The 23,003-nt window shown below is 26.9% G+C and carries 20 protein-coding genes and 1 tRNA gene; 4 read left to right on the top strand and 17 right to left on the bottom strand.

Going from position 1 to position 23,003, the window contains the following annotated elements; translation table 11 throughout:
* Window position 1: 1 nt before the first annotated feature.
* From walR to TVTCOM_RS12105, 7 genes are all read right to left on the bottom strand, one after another.
* Entirely contained in the window at window positions 2-700 is a 699-nt protein-coding gene (gene walR, locus TVTCOM_RS12075) for a cell wall metabolism DNA-binding response regulator WalR (RefSeq protein ID WP_434796529.1), read from the bottom strand.
* 25 nt (window positions 701-725) lie between these two features.
* Window positions 726-2,084, bottom strand: a complete 1,359-nt coding sequence (locus TVTCOM_RS12080) for a hypothetical protein (RefSeq protein WP_434796530.1) — start codon at window positions 2,082-2,084, stop codon at window positions 726-728.
* 10 nt (window positions 2,085-2,094) lie between these two features.
* Window positions 2,095-2,748, bottom strand: coding sequence for an HD domain-containing protein (locus TVTCOM_RS12085; protein ID WP_434796531.1), 654 nt, complete (start codon window positions 2,746-2,748; stop codon window positions 2,095-2,097).
* A gap of 214 nt (window positions 2,749-2,962) precedes the next feature.
* The gene (locus tag TVTCOM_RS12090; protein ID WP_434796532.1) at window positions 2,963-3,721 is read right to left on the bottom strand and encodes a hypothetical protein; all 759 of its coding nucleotides are present in this window, start codon (window positions 3,719-3,721) and stop codon (window positions 2,963-2,965) included.
* A 72-nt stretch (window positions 3,722-3,793) separates the two neighbouring features.
* Entirely contained in the window at window positions 3,794-4,945 is a 1,152-nt protein-coding gene (locus TVTCOM_RS12095; RefSeq protein WP_434796533.1) for a THUMP domain-containing class I SAM-dependent RNA methyltransferase, read from the bottom strand.
* Window positions 4,946-4,960: 15 nt separating this feature from the next.
* Entirely contained in the window at window positions 4,961-5,761 is an 801-nt protein-coding gene (larE, locus tag TVTCOM_RS12100; protein ID WP_434796534.1) for an ATP-dependent sacrificial sulfur transferase LarE, read from the bottom strand.
* 94 nt (window positions 5,762-5,855) lie between these two features.
* Window positions 5,856-6,050 carry a hypothetical protein gene (locus TVTCOM_RS12105; protein WP_434796535.1) on the bottom strand — a complete coding sequence of 65 codons (195 nt, stop codon included), beginning with the start codon at window positions 6,048-6,050 and terminating at the stop codon, window positions 5,856-5,858.
* A 284-nt stretch (window positions 6,051-6,334) separates the two neighbouring features.
* Between TVTCOM_RS12105 and TVTCOM_RS12110 the strand changes: the two genes are divergently transcribed.
* Window positions 6,335-7,681, top strand: a complete 1,347-nt coding sequence (locus tag TVTCOM_RS12110; RefSeq protein WP_434796536.1) for an APC family permease — start codon at window positions 6,335-6,337, stop codon at window positions 7,679-7,681.
* A 51-nt stretch (window positions 7,682-7,732) separates the two neighbouring features.
* Here the strand turns inward: TVTCOM_RS12110 and TVTCOM_RS12115 are convergent, their stop codons facing one another.
* The 7 genes from TVTCOM_RS12115 to TVTCOM_RS12145 form a co-directional block, all read right to left on the bottom strand.
* On the bottom strand, window positions 7,733-8,374 hold the full coding sequence (locus TVTCOM_RS12115) for an ABC-2 transporter permease (RefSeq protein ID WP_434796537.1): 642 nt from the start codon (window positions 8,372-8,374) through the stop codon (window positions 7,733-7,735).
* Window positions 8,374-9,231, bottom strand: coding sequence for an ABC transporter ATP-binding protein (locus TVTCOM_RS12120; RefSeq protein ID WP_434796538.1), 858 nt, complete (start codon window positions 9,229-9,231; stop codon window positions 8,374-8,376). Before TVTCOM_RS12120 ends, TVTCOM_RS12115 begins: the two co-directional genes overlap by 1 nt.
* A 3-nt stretch (window positions 9,232-9,234) precedes the next feature.
* Complete coding sequence (locus TVTCOM_RS12125; RefSeq protein WP_434796539.1) at window positions 9,235-9,609, bottom strand: GntR family transcriptional regulator; 375 nt, start codon at window positions 9,607-9,609, stop codon at window positions 9,235-9,237.
* A gap of 143 nt (window positions 9,610-9,752) precedes the next feature.
* A complete protein-coding gene (locus TVTCOM_RS12130; RefSeq protein ID WP_434799739.1) occupies window positions 9,753-10,034 on the bottom strand; it encodes a Spx/MgsR family RNA polymerase-binding regulatory protein in 282 nt (93 codons plus the stop codon).
* A 73-nt stretch (window positions 10,035-10,107) separates the two neighbouring features.
* The gene (locus tag TVTCOM_RS12135; protein ID WP_434796540.1) at window positions 10,108-11,427 is read right to left on the bottom strand and encodes a hypothetical protein; all 1,320 of its coding nucleotides are present in this window, start codon (window positions 11,425-11,427) and stop codon (window positions 10,108-10,110) included.
* Between the two features lie 123 nt (window positions 11,428-11,550).
* Window positions 11,551-15,885 (bottom strand): acyl-CoA dehydratase activase-related protein, encoded by a 4,335-nt coding sequence (locus tag TVTCOM_RS12140; RefSeq protein ID WP_434796541.1) that lies wholly within the window; start codon window positions 15,883-15,885, stop codon window positions 11,551-11,553.
* Window positions 15,886-16,286: 401 nt separating this feature from the next.
* Window positions 16,287-17,660 carry an MATE family efflux transporter gene (locus TVTCOM_RS12145; RefSeq protein ID WP_434796542.1) on the bottom strand — a complete coding sequence of 458 codons (1,374 nt, stop codon included), beginning with the start codon at window positions 17,658-17,660 and terminating at the stop codon, window positions 16,287-16,289.
* A 102-nt stretch (window positions 17,661-17,762) separates the two neighbouring features.
* Between TVTCOM_RS12145 and TVTCOM_RS12150 the strand changes: the two genes are divergently transcribed.
* The 3 genes from TVTCOM_RS12150 to TVTCOM_RS12160 all read left to right on the top strand — a co-directional run bounded on the left by TVTCOM_RS12150 (window position 17,763) and on the right by TVTCOM_RS12160 (window position 20,336).
* On the top strand, window positions 17,763-18,581 hold the full coding sequence (locus TVTCOM_RS12150; protein WP_434796543.1) for a MerR family transcriptional regulator: 819 nt from the start codon (window positions 17,763-17,765) through the stop codon (window positions 18,579-18,581).
* 185 nt (window positions 18,582-18,766) lie between these two features.
* Entirely contained in the window at window positions 18,767-19,333 is a 567-nt protein-coding gene (locus TVTCOM_RS12155; RefSeq protein WP_434796544.1) for an RNA polymerase sigma factor, read from the top strand.
* Window positions 19,326-20,336, top strand: a complete 1,011-nt coding sequence (locus TVTCOM_RS12160; protein WP_434796545.1) for a DUF4179 domain-containing protein — start codon at window positions 19,326-19,328, stop codon at window positions 20,334-20,336. The genes TVTCOM_RS12155 and TVTCOM_RS12160 overlap by 8 nt, the downstream gene beginning before the upstream one ends.
* A gap of 214 nt (window positions 20,337-20,550) precedes the next feature.
* Here the strand turns inward: TVTCOM_RS12160 and TVTCOM_RS12165 are convergent, their stop codons facing one another.
* From TVTCOM_RS12165 to TVTCOM_RS12175, 3 genes are all read right to left on the bottom strand, one after another.
* Entirely contained in the window at window positions 20,551-21,783 is a 1,233-nt protein-coding gene (locus tag TVTCOM_RS12165) for an IS256 family transposase (RefSeq protein ID WP_434796184.1), read from the bottom strand.
* A gap of 140 nt (window positions 21,784-21,923) precedes the next feature.
* Window positions 21,924-22,580 (bottom strand): pentapeptide repeat-containing protein, encoded by a 657-nt coding sequence (locus tag TVTCOM_RS12170; RefSeq protein WP_434796546.1) that lies wholly within the window; start codon window positions 22,578-22,580, stop codon window positions 21,924-21,926.
* A gap of 59 nt (window positions 22,581-22,639) precedes the next feature.
* Window positions 22,640-22,715: transfer RNA gene (locus TVTCOM_RS12175), tRNA-Met, on the bottom strand.
* Between the last annotated feature and the right edge of the window lie 288 nt (window positions 22,716-23,003).

A 23,003-nucleotide genomic window follows, 5' to 3' on the forward strand; every position in this document is an offset into this window, starting at 1 on the left:
ATTATTCATCCTTTCTAAAACAATATCCATAACCCCAAACTGTTTGGATGTACTTAGGTTTTGATGGATCATCTTCTATTTTATTTCTAATTCTTCTTATATTAACATCGACTATTTTAAAATCATATAAGTAATTACTTCCCCATACCTCATTTAGTATTTGATCTCTACTTAATGATTTTTTAGCATTTACCATTAAATACTTGACTATGGAGAATTCTGTAGGCGTTAATTCTATTTCTAATCCATTTTTATATAATTTTCTTTTATCTATGTTTAATACAAAAGGATCAGATATTATTTCATTACTCTTAAGCTTATTATCGTCCTTTTTAACTCTTCTTATAAGAGCTGATACCCTTACTAACAATTCTTTTATACTAAATGGTTTTACAATATAATCATCTGCCCCAGATATAAATCCTTCTATTTTATCTTCTTCTTGACCTTTTGCTGTAAGCATAATAACTCCAATTTGATCAAATTGTTGTCTTATAAATTTACATACATCTATTCCACTCATATCTGGTAACATTACATCAAGTAGTGCTATTGATATGTCTGGATGATTTGAAAGTTGCTCGATGGCTTCTGACCCACTTCCAGCTTCAATTATTTCATATCCTTCTCTTTTTAAATTTATACTTACAAAACTTCTTATACCTATTTCATCTTCTAAAACTAATATTTTTTCCTTCATTTTTTAATAATTCCTCCCAAAATTTCTATTTATATCCATAAACTATAGAAAAATACTCCTTCATATTTTCCAATGTCAAGTCATATTTTTTAAAAGTATCTTTATTTTTAACTACTAGTTGGTAATAGTTATTATCTGTTTCAGCCAAGATACTCTCCATCTTAGGACCTGATTTAGTATCCTCAACTAAATTTTTAAGAGAAATACCTATTTGGAACAATTCTAGAGGTTCTTTACTACTCTTATCATAGTAATAGAAAATATAATATGGTGTATCACCTACTATGCTCTTTTGAATATATAATTTATTTGCAAGGTTATCAGGTACTAAAAATTTAAAATTATTCTTATAATTATAATAAACTTGGCTTATAAATATTGTATCTGCATCTTTACCAGTTTTATTATTCCATTTTCTCCAACTAACAAGAGCTGATGGCTTACTATTTGATGCAAAACTTTCAATCATATTATTATTTAATACTGGTATATCTAAAATTCCATCACTATTTTCATCTCTTACAGGTACATAATAAGAATTAAAAATAATATTATCATCATTGAATACTTTTTTAAGTTTATTATCTTTCATAAATAACATTTGAGTTGCATACCCATTTTCTTTCAAAGTAGGTATACTTAATATTACACCTTTTTTATTATTGTAGACTTTTCCAATTACCAAGTATAAATCATTTAAGTTTTTCACATTAGATATTTTAATCGCATTAGTTGTAGACAACTCATTATTATTAGAGTAATTTAACATAGTTGCATACATTTCACCATTACTTCTATCATAATTCATCATTAAAATATCTAGTTTTAAGTCATTATCTATAAATCCTACTTTTATTTTCATCTGAGTATATTTTTTATAATCTTCCAACCAGGTCGGCTTTACTTTTGAAATCCTTGTGATTTTATTATCTTTTATACTATATACACTCATAGTTGTTACTGACTTATTATTTATAAGTAATATAACCTCGTCACTTCCATCATTGTTTAAATCATAGAAATTTGCATACTCTATTTCCTCACCTTCTTCAAGATAACTATCTTCCAAAGTATATCCTTTATCATTTTTAGAAATAAGCACAAAACCAACTTTATTTATTTTCAAATTAACATCTTGGCTTTTTTGAAGTGCAATTATATTTGAGTCTACTTCATTTATTTGTCCAACTTCACTTGAGTTATCCGGCAAAACTAATGTGGTTCCATCTAAGGATTTATTTATAAAGGTGTATAATTCATTCTTTCCTTTATCATAAGTAATATTATCATCAAGTAGATTTTCAGGTAAATCACTACTTGTATCACAGCCTGTTGTTATTATGCACATAACAAAAACTAAAGCTGCCACTTTTAGTAACTTCATATATTCCCTCCTATTTATATTTGTCAGCAAAGAAGTTCTTAAAATTATTTATTCTTTTTTCTTCTTGTTTTATTTTTTCTTCACATAAACTAGCTCTTCCTAGTCTATCAGCCAATGAAAGTAAGCTTATTTCCTCATAATCACATTCATCAACAATTTCTTTTTCTTTAAAATATGGTAGCTTTTTATCATAGAATAATGGTTGCATATGATGCTTTACCAAGATACATACTTCATTTATAAATTTTTCATCTTCTGTAACTTGATGTAAAAATTGTCTCGATAGTATTTCTCCTTGTAAATCATGTCCATAAGCAGTTATTTTATTTTTTCTCTTTTTTGTGGTTGTTAATTTACCTAAATCATGTAATAATGCTGCCCACATAAATACTCTTTTATTTTTAGATTTATCTTTCAAATCACTTGCTTTGTCAATTACCAATAAGGTATGATTTAACACATTTCCCTCAGGATGATGAATTAAATTTTGTTCTATATCTTCCAAGTTTTTAATTTTTATAAAGGGTTTTTGATCAAATTGCCCTTCATCAATCATCTTTCTAATTTCTACTGATGGTTTATCACTACTTTGCAATATATCATCCACTTTTAAAAATAGTTCTTTATAAGTCATATTAATCACTCTTTCTATTTTATTATACATGAAATTTTTCAAAATAAAAGATTACTTCCTTAAAGTAAGTAAATCTTATTATATTCTAACATAAGATTGTTCTTTTATTTATATTTTCTTTTTTTCTTAAGATTTCTTATTATTATCTATTATGTATTTATACAAAAAAAATATAAAGCTAAATCTAAAGATATATAATAAAATAAAAATATACCTTTAAGATTTAGCTTTTATAGTCTTTTATTTAGTTTTTAGGAAATTTGTCATCTGACCAAATTATATCTTCAAATTTATGTTCACTTAATTTTTCTTCATCAACTTCTATCTGAGGATTTTCATCAATAGATTCTTTATCTTCTTCCATACTTCTAAAAACGTTACCTTCTAAAATTTCATCTTCTTCGTTATTTACTTCTTCTACTTCAATATTTTCTACTGATTTGATTTTTACTTCATCTTCTTTTCTTGATTTTTTAGATGTTTTTTTACCTTTGTCTTCTTTAGTAGGCTTATTATCTTTTTTCGACGTCTTTTTATTTAATTTGCTTGATTTACTTGTGCTATCTTCGCTTAGTTGTTTTTTTGAATTCTTTTTGGATGATTTATTAGACTCTTTTTTAGTTTTTTTAGACTTTGTTGATTTGTTGTCTTTAGGTTTAGCTTCAACTTCTGTTTTATCTTTTTTACTTTCTACATCTATAATTTCTTTTGGCTCATCATTATCGCCTTTATGTTTTTTATTTAGAGTTTTTCCTTTTTTATTTTTATCTTCATCTGAAGTAGATTTTTTCTTAGTTCCTAAATTAAAATTAATTGCTTTCTTTTTTTTCGTCTTTCTTATTGGTTCTTCTTGTATAATATCTTCATTATTGGATTTATTTTCATCAACTAAATCATTTAATATTACTTCATTGTAATCTTCCACATATGAAGAATTTTTCTTATTGTTTCTTGGTTCTTTGTGTTTTGCATTTCTTCTCAGGTTCTTTTTTGTTTTAAACAATTCTACACCCCCTTAAACCTACTTATTATAATATATATTCAGTTTAAGGGAATATATTTAACTTTTTATAAATTATTTATTATTTTTAGGTGGTCTTGATCCTATATACTGATATAAATTACTTTTTAACATACCATTATATAACTTTCTTCTTCTACTTGCTTCTCCTCCAAATTCATTTTCAAAATCTTCGTAAGAAGTAATAAGGTAGTATGACCAATTTTTAAGTTTTCTAAATGTATATCCTAATTGTTTATAAAGCATTTTAACTGTATCTGTGTCTTCTAATCTTTCTCCATATGGTGGATTAGTTACTATAAATCCATATTCTTCATCACTAGTAAACTCAGTAGCATCGCCATAATTAAACTCTATATAATCTGCTACACCTGCTATTTCTGCATTTTCTCTAGCTATTTCTAAAGCCTCTTCGTCTATATCGTAACCATATATTTTAAACTCTATATCTTCATTTACCTGAGCATAAGCTTCTCTTCTTATATCCCACCATACTTTTTTGTCCAAAGTTCTCCATGACTCAGAAATAAACTCTCTGTTAAGTCCTGGGGCCATATTTATTCCTTTCATAGCAGCTTCTATTAAAAGAGTTCCAGAACCACACATTGGATCAACTAAAGTTCTTCCTGGCCTCCAAGGAACAAGTTCCATTATGGCTGCAGCTAGAGTTTCCCTAATCGGTGCCTTATTAGCTCTTTCTCTATATCCTCTTTTATGAAGAGCTGTTCCTGATGTATCTATTGTTAAAGTTACTTTATCTTTATGTATAAACACAAATATAGGATACTTTTCTTTATCTTCTTTTAGTAGTCCTGTTTCTAAATAACTTTTCTTTAAACTTTCAACAACAGCTTTTTTAACTATAGATTGTATATCTGGAGTTGAGTATAATTTTGATTTTATTGAAGATGCCTTTGATATGGGAAATTGCGCTCCAAAAGGTATATATTTTGCCCAGTTTATTTTTTTTGTACCTTCAAATAACTCATCGAAACTTTTAGCTTCAAATTCTGCCACCTTAAGATGAACTCTTTCTGCACATCTTAGATAAATATTTGATTTGGCTATACCATATTCATCAGTTTTATATGTAATCCTTCCATCTTCTGTTTTAATTATTTCATATCCTAAGTTTTGTATTTCTCTGCTTAACATTTTTTCCACACCAAAAAAGCATGGTGCTACTAAAGTATATTCTTTTTTCATTTGTTCCTCCTGTTCTTAATTCATATTTCCCGTTTTGTAACCATTTAAATCTAATGTAACGTATTTAAAACCTATTTCTTTAAATTTTAGATTTGCTTTATTTATCATTTCATCATCGTAAAATTTGCAAATTTCATTTTTATCAACTTCTATTCTTGCAATATTGTCGTGTACTCGTACTCTATACTGGGTAAAATTATTGTCTTGTAAAAAATTTTCTCCTTCTTCTATCATTCTAAGTTTCTCTTTAGTTATTTTATCCCCTACTGGTATTCTAGTAGCTAAGCAAGAAAAAGAAGGTTTTTTATATGTAGCAACATTTAATTCTTTTGATAAAATCCTAATTTCTTCTTTACTTAATTTAGCATTTTTTAAAGGACTTACAATATTTAATTCATCTAAAGCCTTTAGTCCAGGTCTATAATCATCTAAATCACTTAAATTAGTTCCATCAAGTATATATTTAATATTATGTTCACTTGCTATTTCTTTTATTTTACTAAATACAAATTTCTTACAATGATAACATCTTAGAGGTCCATTTTCTATAAATTCTTGCAGATCTACATTGTCAATATTACAAACAATATGATTAACCCCATATTCTTTAGCATAATTTACAGCTTCTTCAATTTCTCTACTTGAATGCATCATAGCACTAATAGTAATAGCTACAACATTTTCTCCTAATACATCCTTGGCAACTTTTAATAAAAAGTTGCTATCTACTCCACCTGAATATGCTATTGCTACTTTTTTCATTTCTTTTAAATCCCTAGTTAATAAATTTAATTTATCATTAAATATTTTATCCATATGTCTTATCCCACCCACTTAAAATTATTTATTTACTCTAGTATATATAAAAATTTTTAATAAATCAAATTTTAAATTTTACTTTGATAAGCTACTACTGTAATAAATAATTTACACTATAAATTTTTTCATTTTCATTATATCCTCTTTTAACTACTCTATTATTTATACATAAAACTTCATAATTAATAGTATAATTTTCTTCTGCCCTTAGCTCTCTCATATCATTATCAATAATTGTAATTTCATCACCTATTTCTATATTCATATCTAGAAGAGCTTTAATCATCTCAAATATTTTGCTATGGTTTTATTATATAATTTCATTTTTTACAATAAATATAATACTTATTTAAATGCAACAGTGTTACATCGTGTCTAAAAGTTTATTATTCTATAGATTTCCTAACAAATTTAAATTTTTCATGAGTACATAAAAAATATCCTTTTACAAATATTAATATATAATTTAGAGAATTAAATTACATGTTATTAATTTTAATAATATTAACATTTTTATAGTCGAATTTATAATTATCATTTAGAAAATATACTTGAAAGGAAATTTACATTATGAGTGAAAAATTACAAAAAAACTTAGGTTTTACTGCCGCTTTATCTACAGTTATTGGTATGGTTATTGGCAGTGGAGTATTTTTTAAGCCTCAAGCAGTTTATACTTTAACAGGTGGAGAACCTGGACTTGGCATGATAGCTTGGGTTGTGGCTGGAGTTATGACAATAACCGCAGGTTTAACCGCTGCAGAAGTTTCTGCTGCCATTCCCAAAACAGGTGGTATGATGGTTTACATTGAAGAAATTTATGGTAAAAAACTTGGCGTTTTAACTGGATGGATGCAGTGTGTTTTATTTTTTCCTGCTACTGTCGCCGCTCTGGCAGTTATATTTGGTAATCAAAGTGCAGCACTTATAGAGAATGAAAGCTTAGTAGTTCCTATAACTTTAGGTGTTATTTTACTTATTAGTATTTTAAACACTTTAAGTTCTAAAACAACTGGTCTTATACAAATAATAGCTACAACGTGTAAATTAATACCTCTTGTTTTAATAATAATTTTTGGTTTTATGAGAGGTAATGGTAATAATCCTATAACTTCTCCTTTAGTAGGTCCTGGTGTATCTACTGCATCTATAATAGGTCAGTTATTGATTGCCATATTATTTGCCTATGATGGATGGATTAATGTTGGTGCTATAGCTGGCGAAATGAAAAATCCTGGTAAAGATTTGCCAAAAGCAATTATTGTTGGTTTAGCTTTTGTTATGGTGGTTTATATAATAATAAACGTTGCTTACTTATGGGTTTTACCAGCAAGCGAGTTAGCAAATTATAATTCACCAGCTTCTGCTGTAGCACAAGTAATATTTGGACCTGTTGGTGGTAAAATTATAACGACAGGAATTCTGATTTCTGTATTCGGTTGCATTAATGGTTATTTATTAACTGGTCCAAGAGTTCTTTATACTTTAGGTCAACAAAAATCTATCCCAGGTTATAAATATTATGGTTCATTAAATAAAAGCGGCGTTCCTGGAAGTGCAACCATAGTAATGGGGATTTTGTCTGCTCTTTATGCTTTATCTGGCCGATTTAACTTGTTAACTGACTTATCTATGTTTGCAATTTGGTCTTTCTATGTATTAACATTTATGGGCGTAATTCTACTTAGAAAAAGACAACCTGAATTAAATCGACCATATAAAGTTCCTTTATACCCAGTAATACCTATAATAGCTATTGCTGGTGGATTATTTGTTGTAATTAATCAATTGTTATTTGCAGGAATGGAAAATACTCTAATATCTTTAGGTGGTGTAATTGTTACTTTAATTGGACTTCCTCTTTACTCCTTAGCACAAAAACAAGCAAATAATGATGATAATAATAAAGCTGCTTAAATTAAAATATAAAAATAGCATGATAAATATATATTATCATGCTATTTTACATTAAATTACTTCTTTTTTCTCATATAAAAACCTAGTAATAAAGTATGAGATAAGCAGCATTAATATTGTTAATATTCCACTAAAAAGATTAATATTTATTTCACTTAACTTATTCAATATGTTTATAGCCATTTCCATATCATTAACAATTAAAGATGGTATCATTACAATAATCATAAATATAAATACCATTGCCATTCTACCTTTTTTCATTCCAAAATACAATAAAACTGGAGTAAATACTGATACTAAGGTAACGGCACTTATTATACCAATATATAAAATCATTTTATAATCAATTCCACTTAGATCAACTAAATTTACTTTATTAGATATAAAAAATATCAAAGAGCATAATATACTAGCTCCAACAATAGTTATTATACAGAAAATATATCTAGAAATTACATATTCATTCTTTGTAACAGGTAAGTGTGAAATCATATAATCTATCCCATAGGAATCTTCATAAGCCATAGTTTGATATGCTATAACATAAGTCATCATCCCCATTAACATTGTTGAAAAGCTGGGATTGACTAGAGAAGCACCACCAAATGCAACTAAGATAAATAAAGCCATTTTCTTTACTGAAAGAAAATTATTAAAACTTAAATTCACTAAATTCATTATATTTCTCATTACTTATTCCCCCTTGTGTAATAAGTTAAAATATCTTCCAAGTTAGGTTTATCGTAAACTACTTCTTCACCAAATAGTTCATATGCCTTTTCTTTATTTTTTACTAAACCTTCAAATCCAAAGCTATTTTTATTAACTGATATGAATATATCCTCTGTTTCTTTTTGCAATAATTCATTATTTCCTTTTACTATAATATGCTTTTGTAAAATACTATCTTTATCATCAGCTAAGAAAATTTTTCCCCTATAAATAAAAACTAAGTAGTCTCCAATTTTATCCAAGTCACTAGTTATGTGAGTTGACAAAAATACTGTAGCATTATCTTCCTCAATTCTTTCTTGTAACATTTCTAGTACTTCATTTCTAACTAAAGGATCCAGATTGGCTGTAGGTTCATCCATTATAATTATTTTAGGGTGATGAGATAAAGTCATTACTATTTCAAATTTCTTTTGTTGACCTTTAGATAATTGTTTATAAATTTCATTTTCATTTAATTCAAATTCTTTCATATATCTTTTATAAAGTATTTCATCCCAGTTTTTATAAAATAAACAAAGAGATTTTTTTATCCTACTTAATTTTGATTCTTGTAAATATCCATTAAACTCTCCCACATATCCTATGTTCTCCTTTAAAGATATATCATTACCTTCATATTCTTGGTTAAATACTTTAATACTTCCCCTATCTCTTCTCAACATATTAAGTATTAATTTTATTGTAGTTGTTTTGCCTGATCCATTTGGTCCAATAAATCCTGTTACAAAACCTTCTGGTATTTTCAGGTCTTCTATTTTTAAAGAAAAATTATCAAAATCCTTTCTTAAATTATTAATTTCAATTGCATTCATTATTTAAACCTCCTCATAAATACTTTTAACAATCTCTATAAAATCTTTCTCATTTATTCCCATCTTTTTAGCTCCTAGAATTATTTCCTCAAGCTTACTTTCCATCTCAAATAATGCGGCTTCTTTTAATCTTTCTGTACTTTGTCCACATACATAACTACCTTTTCCTGCAACAGTTTGTATGTATCCTTCCTTTTCTAATTCTTCATAAGCCCTTTTTATAGTAATTATACTTACCTTTAGTTCTTTAGCTAAAGATCTTATGGACGGTAGTAATTCCTCACTACGTAAATCTCCACTTAAAATCTGTGACTTAATTTGGTTTTGAATTTGTTCGTAAAGTGGTACTGCTGAAGAGTTACTTATAATTACATTCAACTGTACTTACCTCCTTTCATACATAAGACGTGTATATAGTGTTTATAACTGTATATATATTATATACACATATAGTAACTGTTTTGTTACACCTTGTCAACTATAAAAAAATCTCCCTTGAACTAATCAAAGGAGATTTCTAATTATAATAAGTTTTCTTTATATTCATTTTCTTTAAAACCAATTAAAACTTTTTTATTATCTACTAATAAAGGTCTTTTTATAAGTTTTCCGTCACTTACAAGTATGTCAAGCATTTCATCTTCACTTGCAGTCTTTAACACTTCTTTAAGTCCTAATTCTCTATATTTTATACCACTTGTATTAAAGAATTTTTTTAATTCATGCCCACTTTCTTCATAAATTTTTTTCATTTCTTCTTTTGTCGGTGGTGTATCTACTAAATCTATTTCATCAAAGTTTATATTATTTTCCTTTAACCAATTCTTGGCTTTTCTTGCTGTAGATCATTTTTTGTATCCATAAAGCTTCATATTGTTATTCCTTTCTATCATAGAAATTCCACGGCACCAATTCTACTTCTCCATAAGATCTTTCTTTTAATCTATTGGAGTACTCACCTTTATAGCTTATTAAATGTAGTATAACCAATTCCACATATCTTATGGCAATTTGAATTATATTCCACATATCTTCCACATGAAGAGTTGCTCTATTTCTTTTTCTACTTGGATGAACAATTTTATTCCTAAAGTAAGTAATTAAATCTACTCCATCTAAAAATTTACTTTGAATATATTCATCAAACAAATAAAGCTCTTCTTTTCCTGTAGAAATTTTACAACTATTAAGTAACATTCTAATGTTTGTTGATGATAAATTCTCATCAAATTCCTCATCACTTAAAATCTTTTGTTGCTCAACTAAAACTACATAAGATAAAGTCTCAAGTGCAATTTGCATGGAAATAATATTGTTTTCTATAGTAGTGTTACCCAATGTTTCTATATACCAATCAATAACTTGTTTAATAGCATGTCCATAGTATAAGTCATTTAATCTTTTACACATTAACGTCATATATTTTTCTATATTATGATTATTAGATATGGTATCCTTCCAATTAGGTACAAATCTAAAAGGACTTACTATGCATTCTCTACATAATCTAAATATGTTATTGTTTAACTCATACCCTTTAACTATACATATATCAACATATCTTCCACACATAAAGCTAAGTGCCATAGATATGTTGTCCAACACATCATTTATATTATTTGTCTTAAATAAACTGTTATCTTTCTTTTTTATTCTTCCGATGTGGGTAATTATAGTTCCAGATTTATCTTTTAGTTCACGATTTAGTTCCTTTGTAAAATCATATCTTTTATCAATGGTTACTTCTAAATCCCTTATATTAAATTCCATCCTCCCAGCAAATAGCTTATCTTCGTGCATTATAAGTTTGCCTGAATATCTATCAAGATTTACTATATAAAAATCTATACTATCTACAAAGTAATTTTTTGACTTAATATATCCATCATTAATGTAACCTTCTAATAATAAATCACTAGATACCGTTACAGTTACGTTTATTGGTTTATAACCATAAACTTCTAATATAGCGTTATCATAATCTAAGGTTATATCTACATCATAGTCTTTTCTTGATAAAACTTTTCCTTTAAAATTTATAGACATGGGAGTGGTCATTTTATAAAATACTTTGCCGTAGCATTTATACTTTTTATTATATAAGTAAACACAAAATCTTCCTTCATGGATACTAATATCTTCGCTTACATCATAATCTAAATAATCTAAAGATATAGCATCTTTAAGTGATTTCATAACTACTCCACCTTTTCTAGTATATTGAATTTTATTATATCATAATAAATATATTCATTGTTGATAAAATTCTATTTTATATACAGGAACAGATTAGAAATAGTTCTAATCTGTTCTTGATACTTAGCATTTAGCTAAACATTCATTTTTATTTTCTTCCGGCTCTTTAGCTTTGTAATCATTAATATCTATATAAGTCATTTCCTTATTATTCATTGTCTTAAATGCATTTGATAACATTAATTTTATTCTATTTATTTGATTTACTTCACTTGCCGATGGATCATAATCTATTGGAATTATATTTGCATCCTTATATCTTCTTTTTAGCTCCTTAATAGATCCTTTACCAATTATGTGATTTGGTAAACATCCAAAAGGTTGCATGCAGATAACATTTTTCACATCATCCTCTATAAGTTCTATCATTTCACCTGTTAACAACCAACCTTCTCCAGTTTGATTTCCAAGTGATACTACTTCAGAGGCTTTTTTAGCCAAATCTCTAATATCATTTGGTGGAGAAAATCTTTTGCTTTCTTTTAATGATTTCATATAAGCTTTTTGATAAAGGTTAGCAATTTTAATAAATATCTTAGCTCCTATTGTTGATTTCTTACTTCCTTCTAAATATTTACTTTTGAAAAGAGTATTTACAGACCAAGCAGTAAAGAAGTTAATAAGTTCTGGCATTACTGCTTCTGCACCTTCTTTTTCCAATATATCTACAACATTATTATTTGCTGTTGGATGAAATTTAACCAAAATTTCTCCAACTAACCCTACACGTGGCTTAGTAATATTCAGTATTTCTAAGTTATCAAAGTCTTTTACTATATTTCTTATATTTTTTTTAAACTCTGAAAATTTACCATTTTTTACAGATTCTTTGCATTTGATTACCCATTTATCATAAAGCTTATTAGTGCTTCCTTTTACAGTTTCATAAGGTCTTACCCTATATACTACCTTCATTAATAAATCTCCATAAATGGCACTCATAATAGTTCGGTGAATTAGTTTTAATGATATATTAGCCATTATTCCATTATCTTCTATATTATTTACACTTAGTGATATAACTGGTATATCCTTAAAACCAGCTTCATATAGTCCCTTTCTTAAGAAACCAATATAATTAGTTGCCCTACACCCTCCACCTGTTTGAGTAATAGCTACAGACGTATTATTTAGGTCATATTTACCTGATTTTAAAGCCTTAATTAATTGGCCTATTACAATTATTGCTGGGTAACAAGCATCATTATGTACATACTTTAGGCCTTCTTCTATTACTTCTCTATTAGTATCTTCAAGTATTACCACATTCCATCCACAAGAATTAAAAGCCTCTTGTATAAATTGAAAGTGTACAGGAGACATTTGGGGTGCAAGTAGAGTATGAGTCATATTAAGATTTGTATTTTTAACATAAGGTATTCTCTTAATTTCTATGTTTTCTTCCTTTATGTTATTTTCTTCTCTTTCTTTCATAGCAGCTCTTAAAGATCTAAGTCTTATTTTTGCCGCTCCCAAATTATTACCTTCATCTATTTTTATAACAGTATAAATTTTAGATTTTTCACTTAAAATCTCTTCCACTTGTTCCGTAGTTACTGCATCTAAACCGCATCCAAAAGAGTTTAACTGAACCAACTCTAAATTATCAAAATTTCTCACAAAAGATGCGGACTTATATAATCTTGAATGATATACCCACTGATCCACTACACGAAGGGGTCTATCTAAATTAGCAAGATGACAAATACTATCTTCTGTAAGCACTGCCATATCTAAAGAGTTTATTAGCTCAGGTATTCCGTGGTTAATTTCTGGGTCTAAATGATAAGGTCTACCTGCTAAAACAATTCCTTTTAAGTTATTTTCATTTATATATTTTAGTGCATCTTCTCCTGCTTTTCTTACTTCATTTTTAAAATTATTTTCTTCTTTTGTTGCTTCATCTACTGCATTAAATACCTCTGACTTTGTAATATCCTTAAAGTTATCTTTAATAACTTCATATAATCTATGTTTTAATATTTCTTTATTATTTAAACTTAAGAAAGGATTAATATATTTAATATTTTTTCTTCTTAAATCTTCTAAATTATTTTTTATAACTTCAGAATAAGATATTACCACAGGACAATTATAATTGTTATCAGCACTTTTGTCTTCTTTGTATTCATGGGTAACAGCAGGATAAAAAATAGTTTTTATTCCTCTGTCAATTAAACTTTGAATATGTCCATGAACCATTTTACCTGGATAGCATACGGTTTCTGATGCTATTGAATCTATACCTTTTTCGTATAACTGTTTTGACGATCTTTCTGATAACAACACTCTAAATCCTAGGGATGTGAAAAATGTATACCAAAATGGGTAATCTTCATACATATTTAGAACTCTAGGTATTCCTATTTCCCCTCTTTTTGATTCCTCTTTACTTAATGATTTATAATGTTTAAACAATCTATCATACTTAAACTTAAATAAATTAATAGGATTTTGTTTATTTATTTTTATGCTTTTATCTCCATTTAAAAAAGCTCCATTTTCACATCTATTTCCAGATATAAAAACTTCCTCTTCAGAGAATTTATTTATTGTAAGTAAACATTTATTTGAACAACCCTTACACCTTCTGACTGTGGCATCTAATTTAATATTATTAAGGCCCTCTATATCTAACAATTGACTTTTATAGCCTTCTTTATACTGAGATTTTGCAATTAAAGCACAACCAAAAGCACCCATTAAGCCAGCAATATTAGGTCTAATAACTTCCTTTCCTGTTAACTTTTCAAAAGCTCTAAGAACTAAATCATTGTAAAAAGTTCCACCTTGAACAACTATATTGTTGCCAAGCCTGCTAAAATCTCTTATTTTTATAACTTTAAATAAAGCATTTTTTATTACTGAATAAGAAAGTCCCGCAGAAATATCTGCTACTGTAGCTCCTTCTTTTTGTGCTTGTTTAACCTTAGAATTCATAAATACTGTACATCTAGATCCCAAATCCACAGGATTTTTTGAATTTATACCAACTCTAGCAAAGTCCTCTATAGTCATAGATAAAGATTTTGCAAAAGTTTCTAAAAATGAGCCACATCCTGAAGAACAAGCTTCATTTAATATAATACTATCAATTACTCCGTTTTTTATTTCTAGACACTTCATATCTTGACCACCAATGTCTAAAATAAAATCTACACCTTCGTTAAAATATTTTGCAGCTTTATAATGAGCTATGGTTTCTATTTCTCCATAATCAACTTTTAAGGCCATTTTAAGTAATGCTTCACCATATCCTGTTACACAAGAGGAAAGAATCTTCATACCCTGAGGTAAAATCTTGTATATGTCTTTTAAAACTCTTATTGAAGTTTCTAAAGGATTTCCTTCATTACTACTATAATATGAATATACTAAATTTCCATCTTCATCTATTAATGTAGCTTTTGTAGTAGTTGAACCTGCATCAATACCTAAATATACATTGCCTTTTACTTTATTAATATTTACTTTTTCCACTGAATTTTTATCATGTTTATGTGTAAATTCATCATATTCATTAAAATCTTTAAACAAAGGCTCTAAACCCTTACTCCCAACAATATCAGTATGATTAATTTGATCTAATCTATCTAATAAATCATGTAATACTAAAAAATCTTCATTTTTTGATAGTAGACTAGCACCCATAGCTATATATAGTTGAGCATCTTCTGGAAAAATTATATCTTCATCTTTAAGTTTTAACACATTTTGAAACGCTTTTCTAAGCTGAGATAAAAAGTATAATGGCCCTCCTAAAAAAGCAATTTTACCTTCTATTTTTCTTCCACAAGATAAAACACTTACTGTTTGTACAACAACAGCATTAAAAATACTCATAGCTATATCTGATTTTTTTGCACCATCATTTATAAGTGGCTGTATATCTGTTTTAGCAAATACACCACATCTTGAAGCAATAGGATAAATAACATTATAATCCTTTGCCATTTCATTTAAACCTTTGGCATCTGTTTTTAAAAGCGTAGCCATTTGATCTATAAAAGCTCCAGTTCCACCAGCGCATATTCCATTCATTCTTTGATCAATACCACCACTTAAATACGTGATTTTGGCATCTTCTCCACCTAGTTCTATCACTACATCTGTTTCAGGGTGAAATATTTCTATTGCCTTTGTAGATGAAATAACCTCTTGAATAAATTTTAAATTTAAATAATTTGATATATCTATTCCTCCAGATCCTGTTACTACCACGGATACACAAATATCCCCTAATTTATCATAAACATTTTGTAGTATTTCTTTAACAGCTTTTTTAACATCTGAAAAATGTCTTCTATATTCCTTATAAATAGGTATATCATCATATAAAATCACAGTTTTTACTGTTGTTGATCCTACATCTATTCCCATATTGTATGTCTTTATCATAACTATCCCCCCATGACATATAAATCCTGCTCATATTTCATGTATACTAAAATTTTTATTACGATTCTATAGTATAAATTATAAGGCAAAACTGTACATACTTAATAATGTTAATTAAATTTTAATATAATATCAATATAATATTTAGAATTCTTATTATAAAATCGAAAATATTTAATTTTAACCCTTAAATACTTTATTCTTGCATATATATAAAATTCTACTTGAAAGTACTTTTACCTTTATTACCTGGCTTTTTTATGTATTAGAATTTATTTAAATATGCATTACTAATTAATTATGATTAATAAGTATATAAATATGACAAAAATTGAAAAGAACTAATAAAAAAGAACAATGATAGTTAATTTTATCATCATTCTTTTTATTAGTTTAATTATTTATTGCTTTATTGTTTTTTCATGTATATTATTAAAAGTTTTCTTATAGAATACTCCAAATATTACTATAGTACTTATTATAGCTATAATATCTGCTATTGGCTCTGCTAATAAAACAGCAGTTAAATCGTCTTCAAAAAACATAGGTAAAATAAATATTAGTGGAACAAGCAATACAATTTTTCTAAGCATGGCAATAATCAATGATGTTTTTGCTTGGCCTAAGGCTAAGAAAGTTTGTTGACAAGCTATTTGAGCCCCAAATAAACACATACCTACAAAATATATTCTCATTGCCCATGATGTTATCTCAACAAGCTCTGGTTTATTATTGAATATGCTTACGAAGAATTCTGGGAATATCATTATTAATGATACCATCAATGCAGAATATGCTACACATATTATAAATAATAATTTAAATGTCTTTTTAACTCTGTCTATTTCCTTAGCCCCAAAGTTATAGCTAATGATAGGCTGCGCTCCTTGAGTAAGTCCCATTAAAGGCATCATTATCACTTGCATAATACTACTCATTATTGTCATAGCACCTACAGCTAAGTCTCCACCATATTTTAATAGTTGGTTATTTAAACTAACTAATACTAAAGACTCTGTAGCTTGCATTATAAATGGTGCCACACCCAAAGCTACTGCTGAAAGCACTAATTTTTTGTTAAGCTTTAAATATCTTTTTCTAATTTTAAGAATACTTTTTTTGCCAAATAGAAATTTTAATACAAAAATAGCAGATACTCCTTGGGCTATTATAGTTGCTAAAGCAGCTCCTTTAACTCCCATATTAAATTTAAATATTAATATGGGGTCAAGAATAATATTTATTGCAGCTCCTATAATAACAGTAAGCATACCTATTTTAGTAAATCCTTGAGTATTTATAAATAAATTCATTCCCAAAGATATCTGTACAAATATAGTACCAATTAAATATATAGATAAGTAATCTAAACCATATTCTATAGTAGCATTACTAGCTCCAAAAGCCCAAAGTATAGGTTCTTTGAACAAAAAGAATACTATTGTTAAAATAATACCTCCATATATAAGCATAGAAAAACAATTATTCATTATTTCCTCTGCTTTTTCATTATCTTGTTTACCCATTTCTATAGCAGTTAATGGAGCACCTCCAGCTGCAAACAGCATGGCAAAAGCCGATACTAATAGTATTATTGGCATAGCAACACCAACACCCGCCATGGCTAAATCTCCATTATTCATCTTACCTATAAATATTCTATCAATGATGTTATATAATAGGTTTACTAATTGACCTATTATAGTTGGTATAGCCAATGTAAAAAGTAATTTTCCAATGCTTCCTTTTCCTAAATCAATACTTTTATTACTCATAATATTACTCCTTTGATCTCATGTATATAATTATTACATATTGTTTATCATATTGCTATAATATAGTATAGGGTAACCCAACAGTCAATAGGAGATAAAAAAATGAAAATGAATTTAAGAAAACTAACTACAGGAGAGTTTGCTAAACTTTGTAATGTTACAAAACATACATTGTATCATTACAATGATATTGGATTATTAAAGCCTAATTACTGTAATGATAATGGCTACAGAATGTATACCTACGATCAATTAAATCTATTTTATTTTATTTCTGTTATGAAGGAAATGAATATGTCTTTAAATGAAATTAATTTATTTCTAAATAATAGAACACCCGAAAAAGTAAAAAGTTTATTTGAAAATAGAATTGATGAACTAGATGATGAAATAAATAGAATTAAGAAACTACAAAATATGCTGAAGTCAAGAATCGAAAAAATTGATTATGCATCTTGCATAAATAGTGAAGAAATAAAAATTGAATATGAAGAAGAAGAAAGATTATTTCTAAGTAAGTCTTTAAAAAATGATACAGATAAAAACTTATTCTTCATGGTCAAAAATAATTTTAATCAATTTATAAATAATTATAGCTTAAATTATTCCTTATCAACTTTAATAAGTATAGAAAAAATAAATGATAGTTATAATTTTATACCAGAAAACTTTTTATTTAATTGTGAAACAGAAATACCTTCTTGTAGGTTATTTATAAAAAAATCTGGTAAATATTTAGTTGCATATCACAAAGGCTCTTACAATAACATAGAATCTACTTACGATAAAATGATTTCCTATATAAATCGTAATAATTTAAAAATCGGTGACTATTCTTATGTTAAAAATCTATTGGATGCATTAACCACACCTAGTAAAGATATGCATTTATTAAAAATTGTAATAGAATTATATGACTAATATTCATATTCTATTCAACCACCTTTTTATAAATAAGGTGGTTTTTATTTTATGTACTTTATTTTAAAAGTAAATAAAAAATATATCTATTTAACTTATTTTAAATTTATAATGAAAAAGTGAGTGAAAACAAATTTTTCTACGTATTGATAAGTGAAAAGCAATTAATATACAGGAGTAAATATATGAATAAATTTAACGATAAAAGAATAATCACTTCCTTAATAAAATCACCTGAAGAGGGTCTAAGCATTGCTTTAGATACTTATGGTGGCGCAGTAAAAACTATTTGTAAAAATATACTTTCTGACTGTAAAACGGAAGATATAGAAGAATCTATTTCTGATACTTTTTTTAAACTTTGGAAAAACATAGATAAATTTAAAGACGAGAAAAACACGTCATTAAAAAGTTATATCTACGCTATTGCAAGAAATACAGCATTGGATAAAAGAAGAAGTTTAAAATGCGAGAATTTGATTTTACCCATAGAAGAAGATTCTCTAGGAGTAAATATTAATATGGAGGATAAAATAGCTCAAGAACTAAACAACAAAATTATTCATAATACTATTGATAATATGGATGAACCTGATAAATCTATTTTTATACTTAGATATTTCTATTTTAAAAGAGTAAAAGATATTGGTATTAAATTAAATTTATCATCTAAAAAAGTAGAAAATTCTCTTTTTAGAAATAAAGAAAAACTAAAAAAGTCCCTAATTGAAGGAGGAATTATTTATGAATAAAATACATGAAATATTTAATAAAAAAAATGATGACAATCTTTTAGACAAAGAAACTCCTCTTAATAAAGAGGAGAAATTAAAAATTTTAAATATGACTATGGAAAAAATTTCTTCTCAAGAAAATAAAAAAATTAGCAAGAAAAAATTAATAGTGAGTATTTTAGTAGCTACTTTTATGATTGGTACAATTGCCATGGCTAGTGAATATTTTGAATCTGATTTGGATAATATTTTTTTAAACTTATTATCTATAAATAAAAATGATACCCGACTTGATAGTGCTACAGTAAATGTAAATAAAACTGTGTCAAATAACGGGTTAGATTTAACTGTTAGACAAACTTTAGGTGATGACCATGCTATTTATATTATTCTTGATGTTATTGCTCCAAAAGGTATTAAAATTCCTGAAAATGCATATTTTAACACTACTAATATTGACCTTCATAAGTTCAATGGTGGTGGATGGAGTTTTGAAGACTTAAATGATTGTAACTATAGTGACAATAAGAAAAGTTATATAATTGACTATCATTCACAAGGTAACTTAACTAATAATAAAATCTCTTTATTTTTTTATGATTTTGGATATTATTCAGAAAAAGATAAAAAATTCATTAATCTAATTAAAGGAAAATGGAATTTATCTTGGGATTTAAAATATAACAATACGTCAAAAACTTTTAAGGTTAATCATTTTGTAAAAGAGAATAATTATAAATCACTTATTACGTCAATAAGTGTATCTCCCATATCAATTTATGTTAATCTTTTAGGGGATCAATATGATAATTTTATTATAACTGCTATAACTATGAAAGATGGTACTGTTCATAATGGGGATATGTCAAATCTGACAGGTAGAGAATGTATCTTTAGATCAGGAGGTGGAGGTTCTTCTTTGTTAAAATCTCATGTTAGCGGTAATTTTTTTAAAATACTAGACGTAAACGAAATAGAAAGCGTAACTATTGGCAATGAAATTATAAAACTTAATAACTGATATATATAAAAATAACCTTAGATGTTTCATAACCTAAGAGAATGTCTATAGATTTGTGTAAATAGACTTATTTATTAATTGATATTACTGGAAATTACTTATTCCAGTAATATTTTTTTATTTGATTGGAATACTAATAATGGTATTTTATACATTTTTATTATGTGTCTAATTTAGGACAATATACACTAAATTTACCATTTTCAAAAAAATTTTAGATTGTATATTTTTTAGGAATTCTATCTTCAAATCTAATTGTTAGCTGCGCTAAAGTGGTAGCCCAATTTTGATTTGGAGATGTCCATTTTTCTATGATTTTCATAGTAGAAAGATACAGAGATTTTCTTAGTGACTCATCTGTAGGAAATACAGTTCTAACCTTTGTATATTTTCTTAGCTGTCTATTAAAACCTTCTAGTGAGTTTGTAGTATATATGATTCTTCTAATATCTTCAGAAAAATCGAAAAACGTTGCTAAATTAGGCCAATTATTATACCAAGAATCTATTACAACTGAATACTTGTTATACCATTTATCTTTTAAAATATCTAAATTTGCAAGCGCAGTTTCTTCATTGAATGCTCTATACACATTCTTTAAATCTTTCATAAATTCCTTTTGATCTTTTGATGCTATATATTTTAATGAATTTCTAATTTGATGTACTATGCAAGTTTGTATATTCACATCTGGATATACAGTTTTTATTGCTTCTGGAAGGCCTTTTAAACCATCCATGCAAGCTATTAATATATCATTTAAACCTCTATTTTTTAAATCATTACATACTGATAGCCAGAACTTTGCCCCTTCAGATTCACCTATCCAAATACCTAATATATCTTTTTTTCCTTTCATATCTAAGGCCATACAAATGTATGCAGCTTTAGATACTATTTTATTATCATCTCTTACTTTAAAATGCATAGCATCCATATATACTATAGGATAAATTTCATCAAGTGTTCTACTTTGCCATTCGGCGGCAGCCTCAACAACCTTATCTGTTATCTTAGAAATCATTGAAGGTGATACATCTATACCATATAGCTCTTCCATTTCAGATTGAATATCTCTCACACTCATTCCACAAGCATAAAGACCTATTATCTTTTTATCTAATTCATTACATACTGTTTCATATTTCTTAACAACCTTCGGTTCAAATTCTGATTTTCTATCTCTTGGAACATCTAATCCAATATCACCAAAACTACTACTTATTGTCTTTGAACTATATCCATTTCGATAATTTGTATCATTATTATCAGATCTTTCATATTTCTCTCTACCTAGATGTTCTTCCATTTCAGCCTCTAAAAGTTGTTGCATTACATCCTTGAATAGTTTTTGCATCAATCCATTTTTTCCAACGATGTCTTCCATTGTCTTACATTTTTTCACCTCTGCTTGATAATCAATATCTGGAATAATTATATCTTTCATTTTACAAACCTCCATAAATTTTAATATGAATATTATTCCAAACTTACCAATTTTAAATACTAAAAAAGTGTAGGTAAGTTTGTTTTTACACAAACCTATCTACACTCCCTAACCTAAGGCTATTTTTAATTTACACAAGTTTATAAGATTCCTTTATCCTTATAACTTTGTAAACATTTTATTATATAACTTAAAGTACAGAAATCTTTATCAACTTTTTCACTTAAAATTCCTAAACCTTCTATAAGTCTTTTTTCTCTAAATCTTTCTAAAAGTATCATTATACTTATAGCATTAATATCTCCATCTTTTGTATCTAGTGTTCTTGATTTCTTTACATAATTATTTTCCATAGCTTTTTCTATGGCATTTTTTAGGTTATCACTTATTTCTATTTCTGGCATTTCATTATATATTCTTACTTCATCTTCTTTATAGTTAAGATTTGAAGCTTTACTTAAGTCTGTGTTTACAAATATAACATTTTTAAAAGTTGCTCCAGTAAAATCAACACTTTCTAGTTTAGCACCTTCAAATAAAGTGTCTTCAAACTTAGCTTTTGTAAATCTACTGCCTTTTAAATTACTTCCTACAAACTCAGCAGACTTAAATGTACATCCGTAAAAGTTACAAGACTTAAAATGAGCCCCTCTTAAACTTGTAAAATTAAAGTTTGATTTTGAAAAATCACAATTGTAACAATTACTTCTTTTTAAATCTTGATACATGAAGTTTTTATTCATCTTTGATGTCTTATTATACTTAAGTGTGGTGTCCATTTTTTTATTGTTAGTCATTATTTCCTCCATAAAAAAACTCTTATACCAAAAGATATAAGAGTTTTATATTTATATATTGGTTGCGGAGATAGGACTTGAACCTATGACCTTTGGGTTATGAGCCCAACGAGCTGCCAACTGCTCCACTCCGCGTCATTATTTCCTTCTCTATTATTAGGATAACATAATAAATGTAATATAACAACTCTATTTATTATATATGAAACTTTTTACTTATTTAAAAATGAATACCTACCTTAATAAGTATGATCATAAGGTCCATATTTTATAATAATTATTTTCTATAAAAATTCTTACTAAGAAAATTCTTTAAAATTTTTTTAAAAAAAGCTTGCAACATTTGTCGAACTTTGCTATTATAAATAAGCAGTTATTTCCCCAATAACTGATTACTCCCCAAATAAAATATATTCCCTAAAA

It is taken from the genome of Terrisporobacter vanillatitrophus, assembly GCF_051148895.1.
In the GTDB taxonomy this organism is placed as follows: Bacteria; Bacillota; Clostridia; order Peptostreptococcales; family Peptostreptococcaceae; genus Terrisporobacter; species Terrisporobacter vanillatitrophus.

Excerpts from the sequence above, each read along its gene's own strand:
- walR (WP_434796529.1), bottom strand. The coding sequence starts at position 700 with ATGAAGGAAAAAATATTAGTTTTAGAAGATGAAATAGGTATAAGAAGT.
- TVTCOM_RS12080 (WP_434796530.1), bottom strand. The coding sequence starts at position 2,084 with ATGAAGTTACTAAAAGTGGCAGCTTTAGTTTTTGTTATGTGCATAATA.
- TVTCOM_RS12085 (WP_434796531.1), bottom strand. The coding sequence starts at position 2,748 with ATGTATAATAAAATAGAAAGAGTGATTAATATGACTTATAAAGAACTA.
- TVTCOM_RS12095 (WP_434796533.1), bottom strand. The coding sequence starts at position 4,945 with ATGAAAAAAGAATATACTTTAGTAGCACCATGCTTTTTTGGTGTGGAA.
- larE (WP_434796534.1), bottom strand. The coding sequence starts at position 5,761 with ATGGATAAAATATTTAATGATAAATTAAATTTATTAACTAGGGATTTA.
- TVTCOM_RS12105 (WP_434796535.1), bottom strand. The coding sequence starts at position 6,050 with ATGATTAAAGCTCTTCTAGATATGAATATAGAAATAGGTGATGAAATT.
- TVTCOM_RS12110 (WP_434796536.1), top strand. The coding sequence starts at position 6,335 with ATGAGTGAAAAATTACAAAAAAACTTAGGTTTTACTGCCGCTTTATCT.
- TVTCOM_RS12115 (WP_434796537.1), bottom strand. The coding sequence starts at position 8,374 with ATGAGAAATATAATGAATTTAGTGAATTTAAGTTTTAATAATTTTCTT.
- TVTCOM_RS12120 (WP_434796538.1), bottom strand. The coding sequence starts at position 9,231 with ATGAATGCAATTGAAATTAATAATTTAAGAAAGGATTTTGATAATTTT.
- TVTCOM_RS12135 (WP_434796540.1), bottom strand. The coding sequence starts at position 11,427 with ATGAAATCACTTAAAGATGCTATATCTTTAGATTATTTAGATTATGAT.
- TVTCOM_RS12140 (WP_434796541.1), bottom strand. The coding sequence starts at position 15,885 with ATGATAAAGACATACAATATGGGAATAGATGTAGGATCAACAACAGTA.
- TVTCOM_RS12145 (WP_434796542.1), bottom strand. The coding sequence starts at position 17,660 with ATGAGTAATAAAAGTATTGATTTAGGAAAAGGAAGCATTGGAAAATTA.
- TVTCOM_RS12150 (WP_434796543.1), top strand. The coding sequence starts at position 17,763 with ATGAAAATGAATTTAAGAAAACTAACTACAGGAGAGTTTGCTAAACTT.
- TVTCOM_RS12155 (WP_434796544.1), top strand. The coding sequence starts at position 18,767 with ATGAATAAATTTAACGATAAAAGAATAATCACTTCCTTAATAAAATCA.
- TVTCOM_RS12160 (WP_434796545.1), top strand. The coding sequence starts at position 19,326 with ATGAATAAAATACATGAAATATTTAATAAAAAAAATGATGACAATCTT.
- TVTCOM_RS12165 (WP_434796184.1), bottom strand. The coding sequence starts at position 21,783 with ATGAAAGATATAATTATTCCAGATATTGATTATCAAGCAGAGGTGAAA.
- TVTCOM_RS12170 (WP_434796546.1), bottom strand. The coding sequence starts at position 22,580 with ATGACTAACAATAAAAAAATGGACACCACACTTAAGTATAATAAGACA.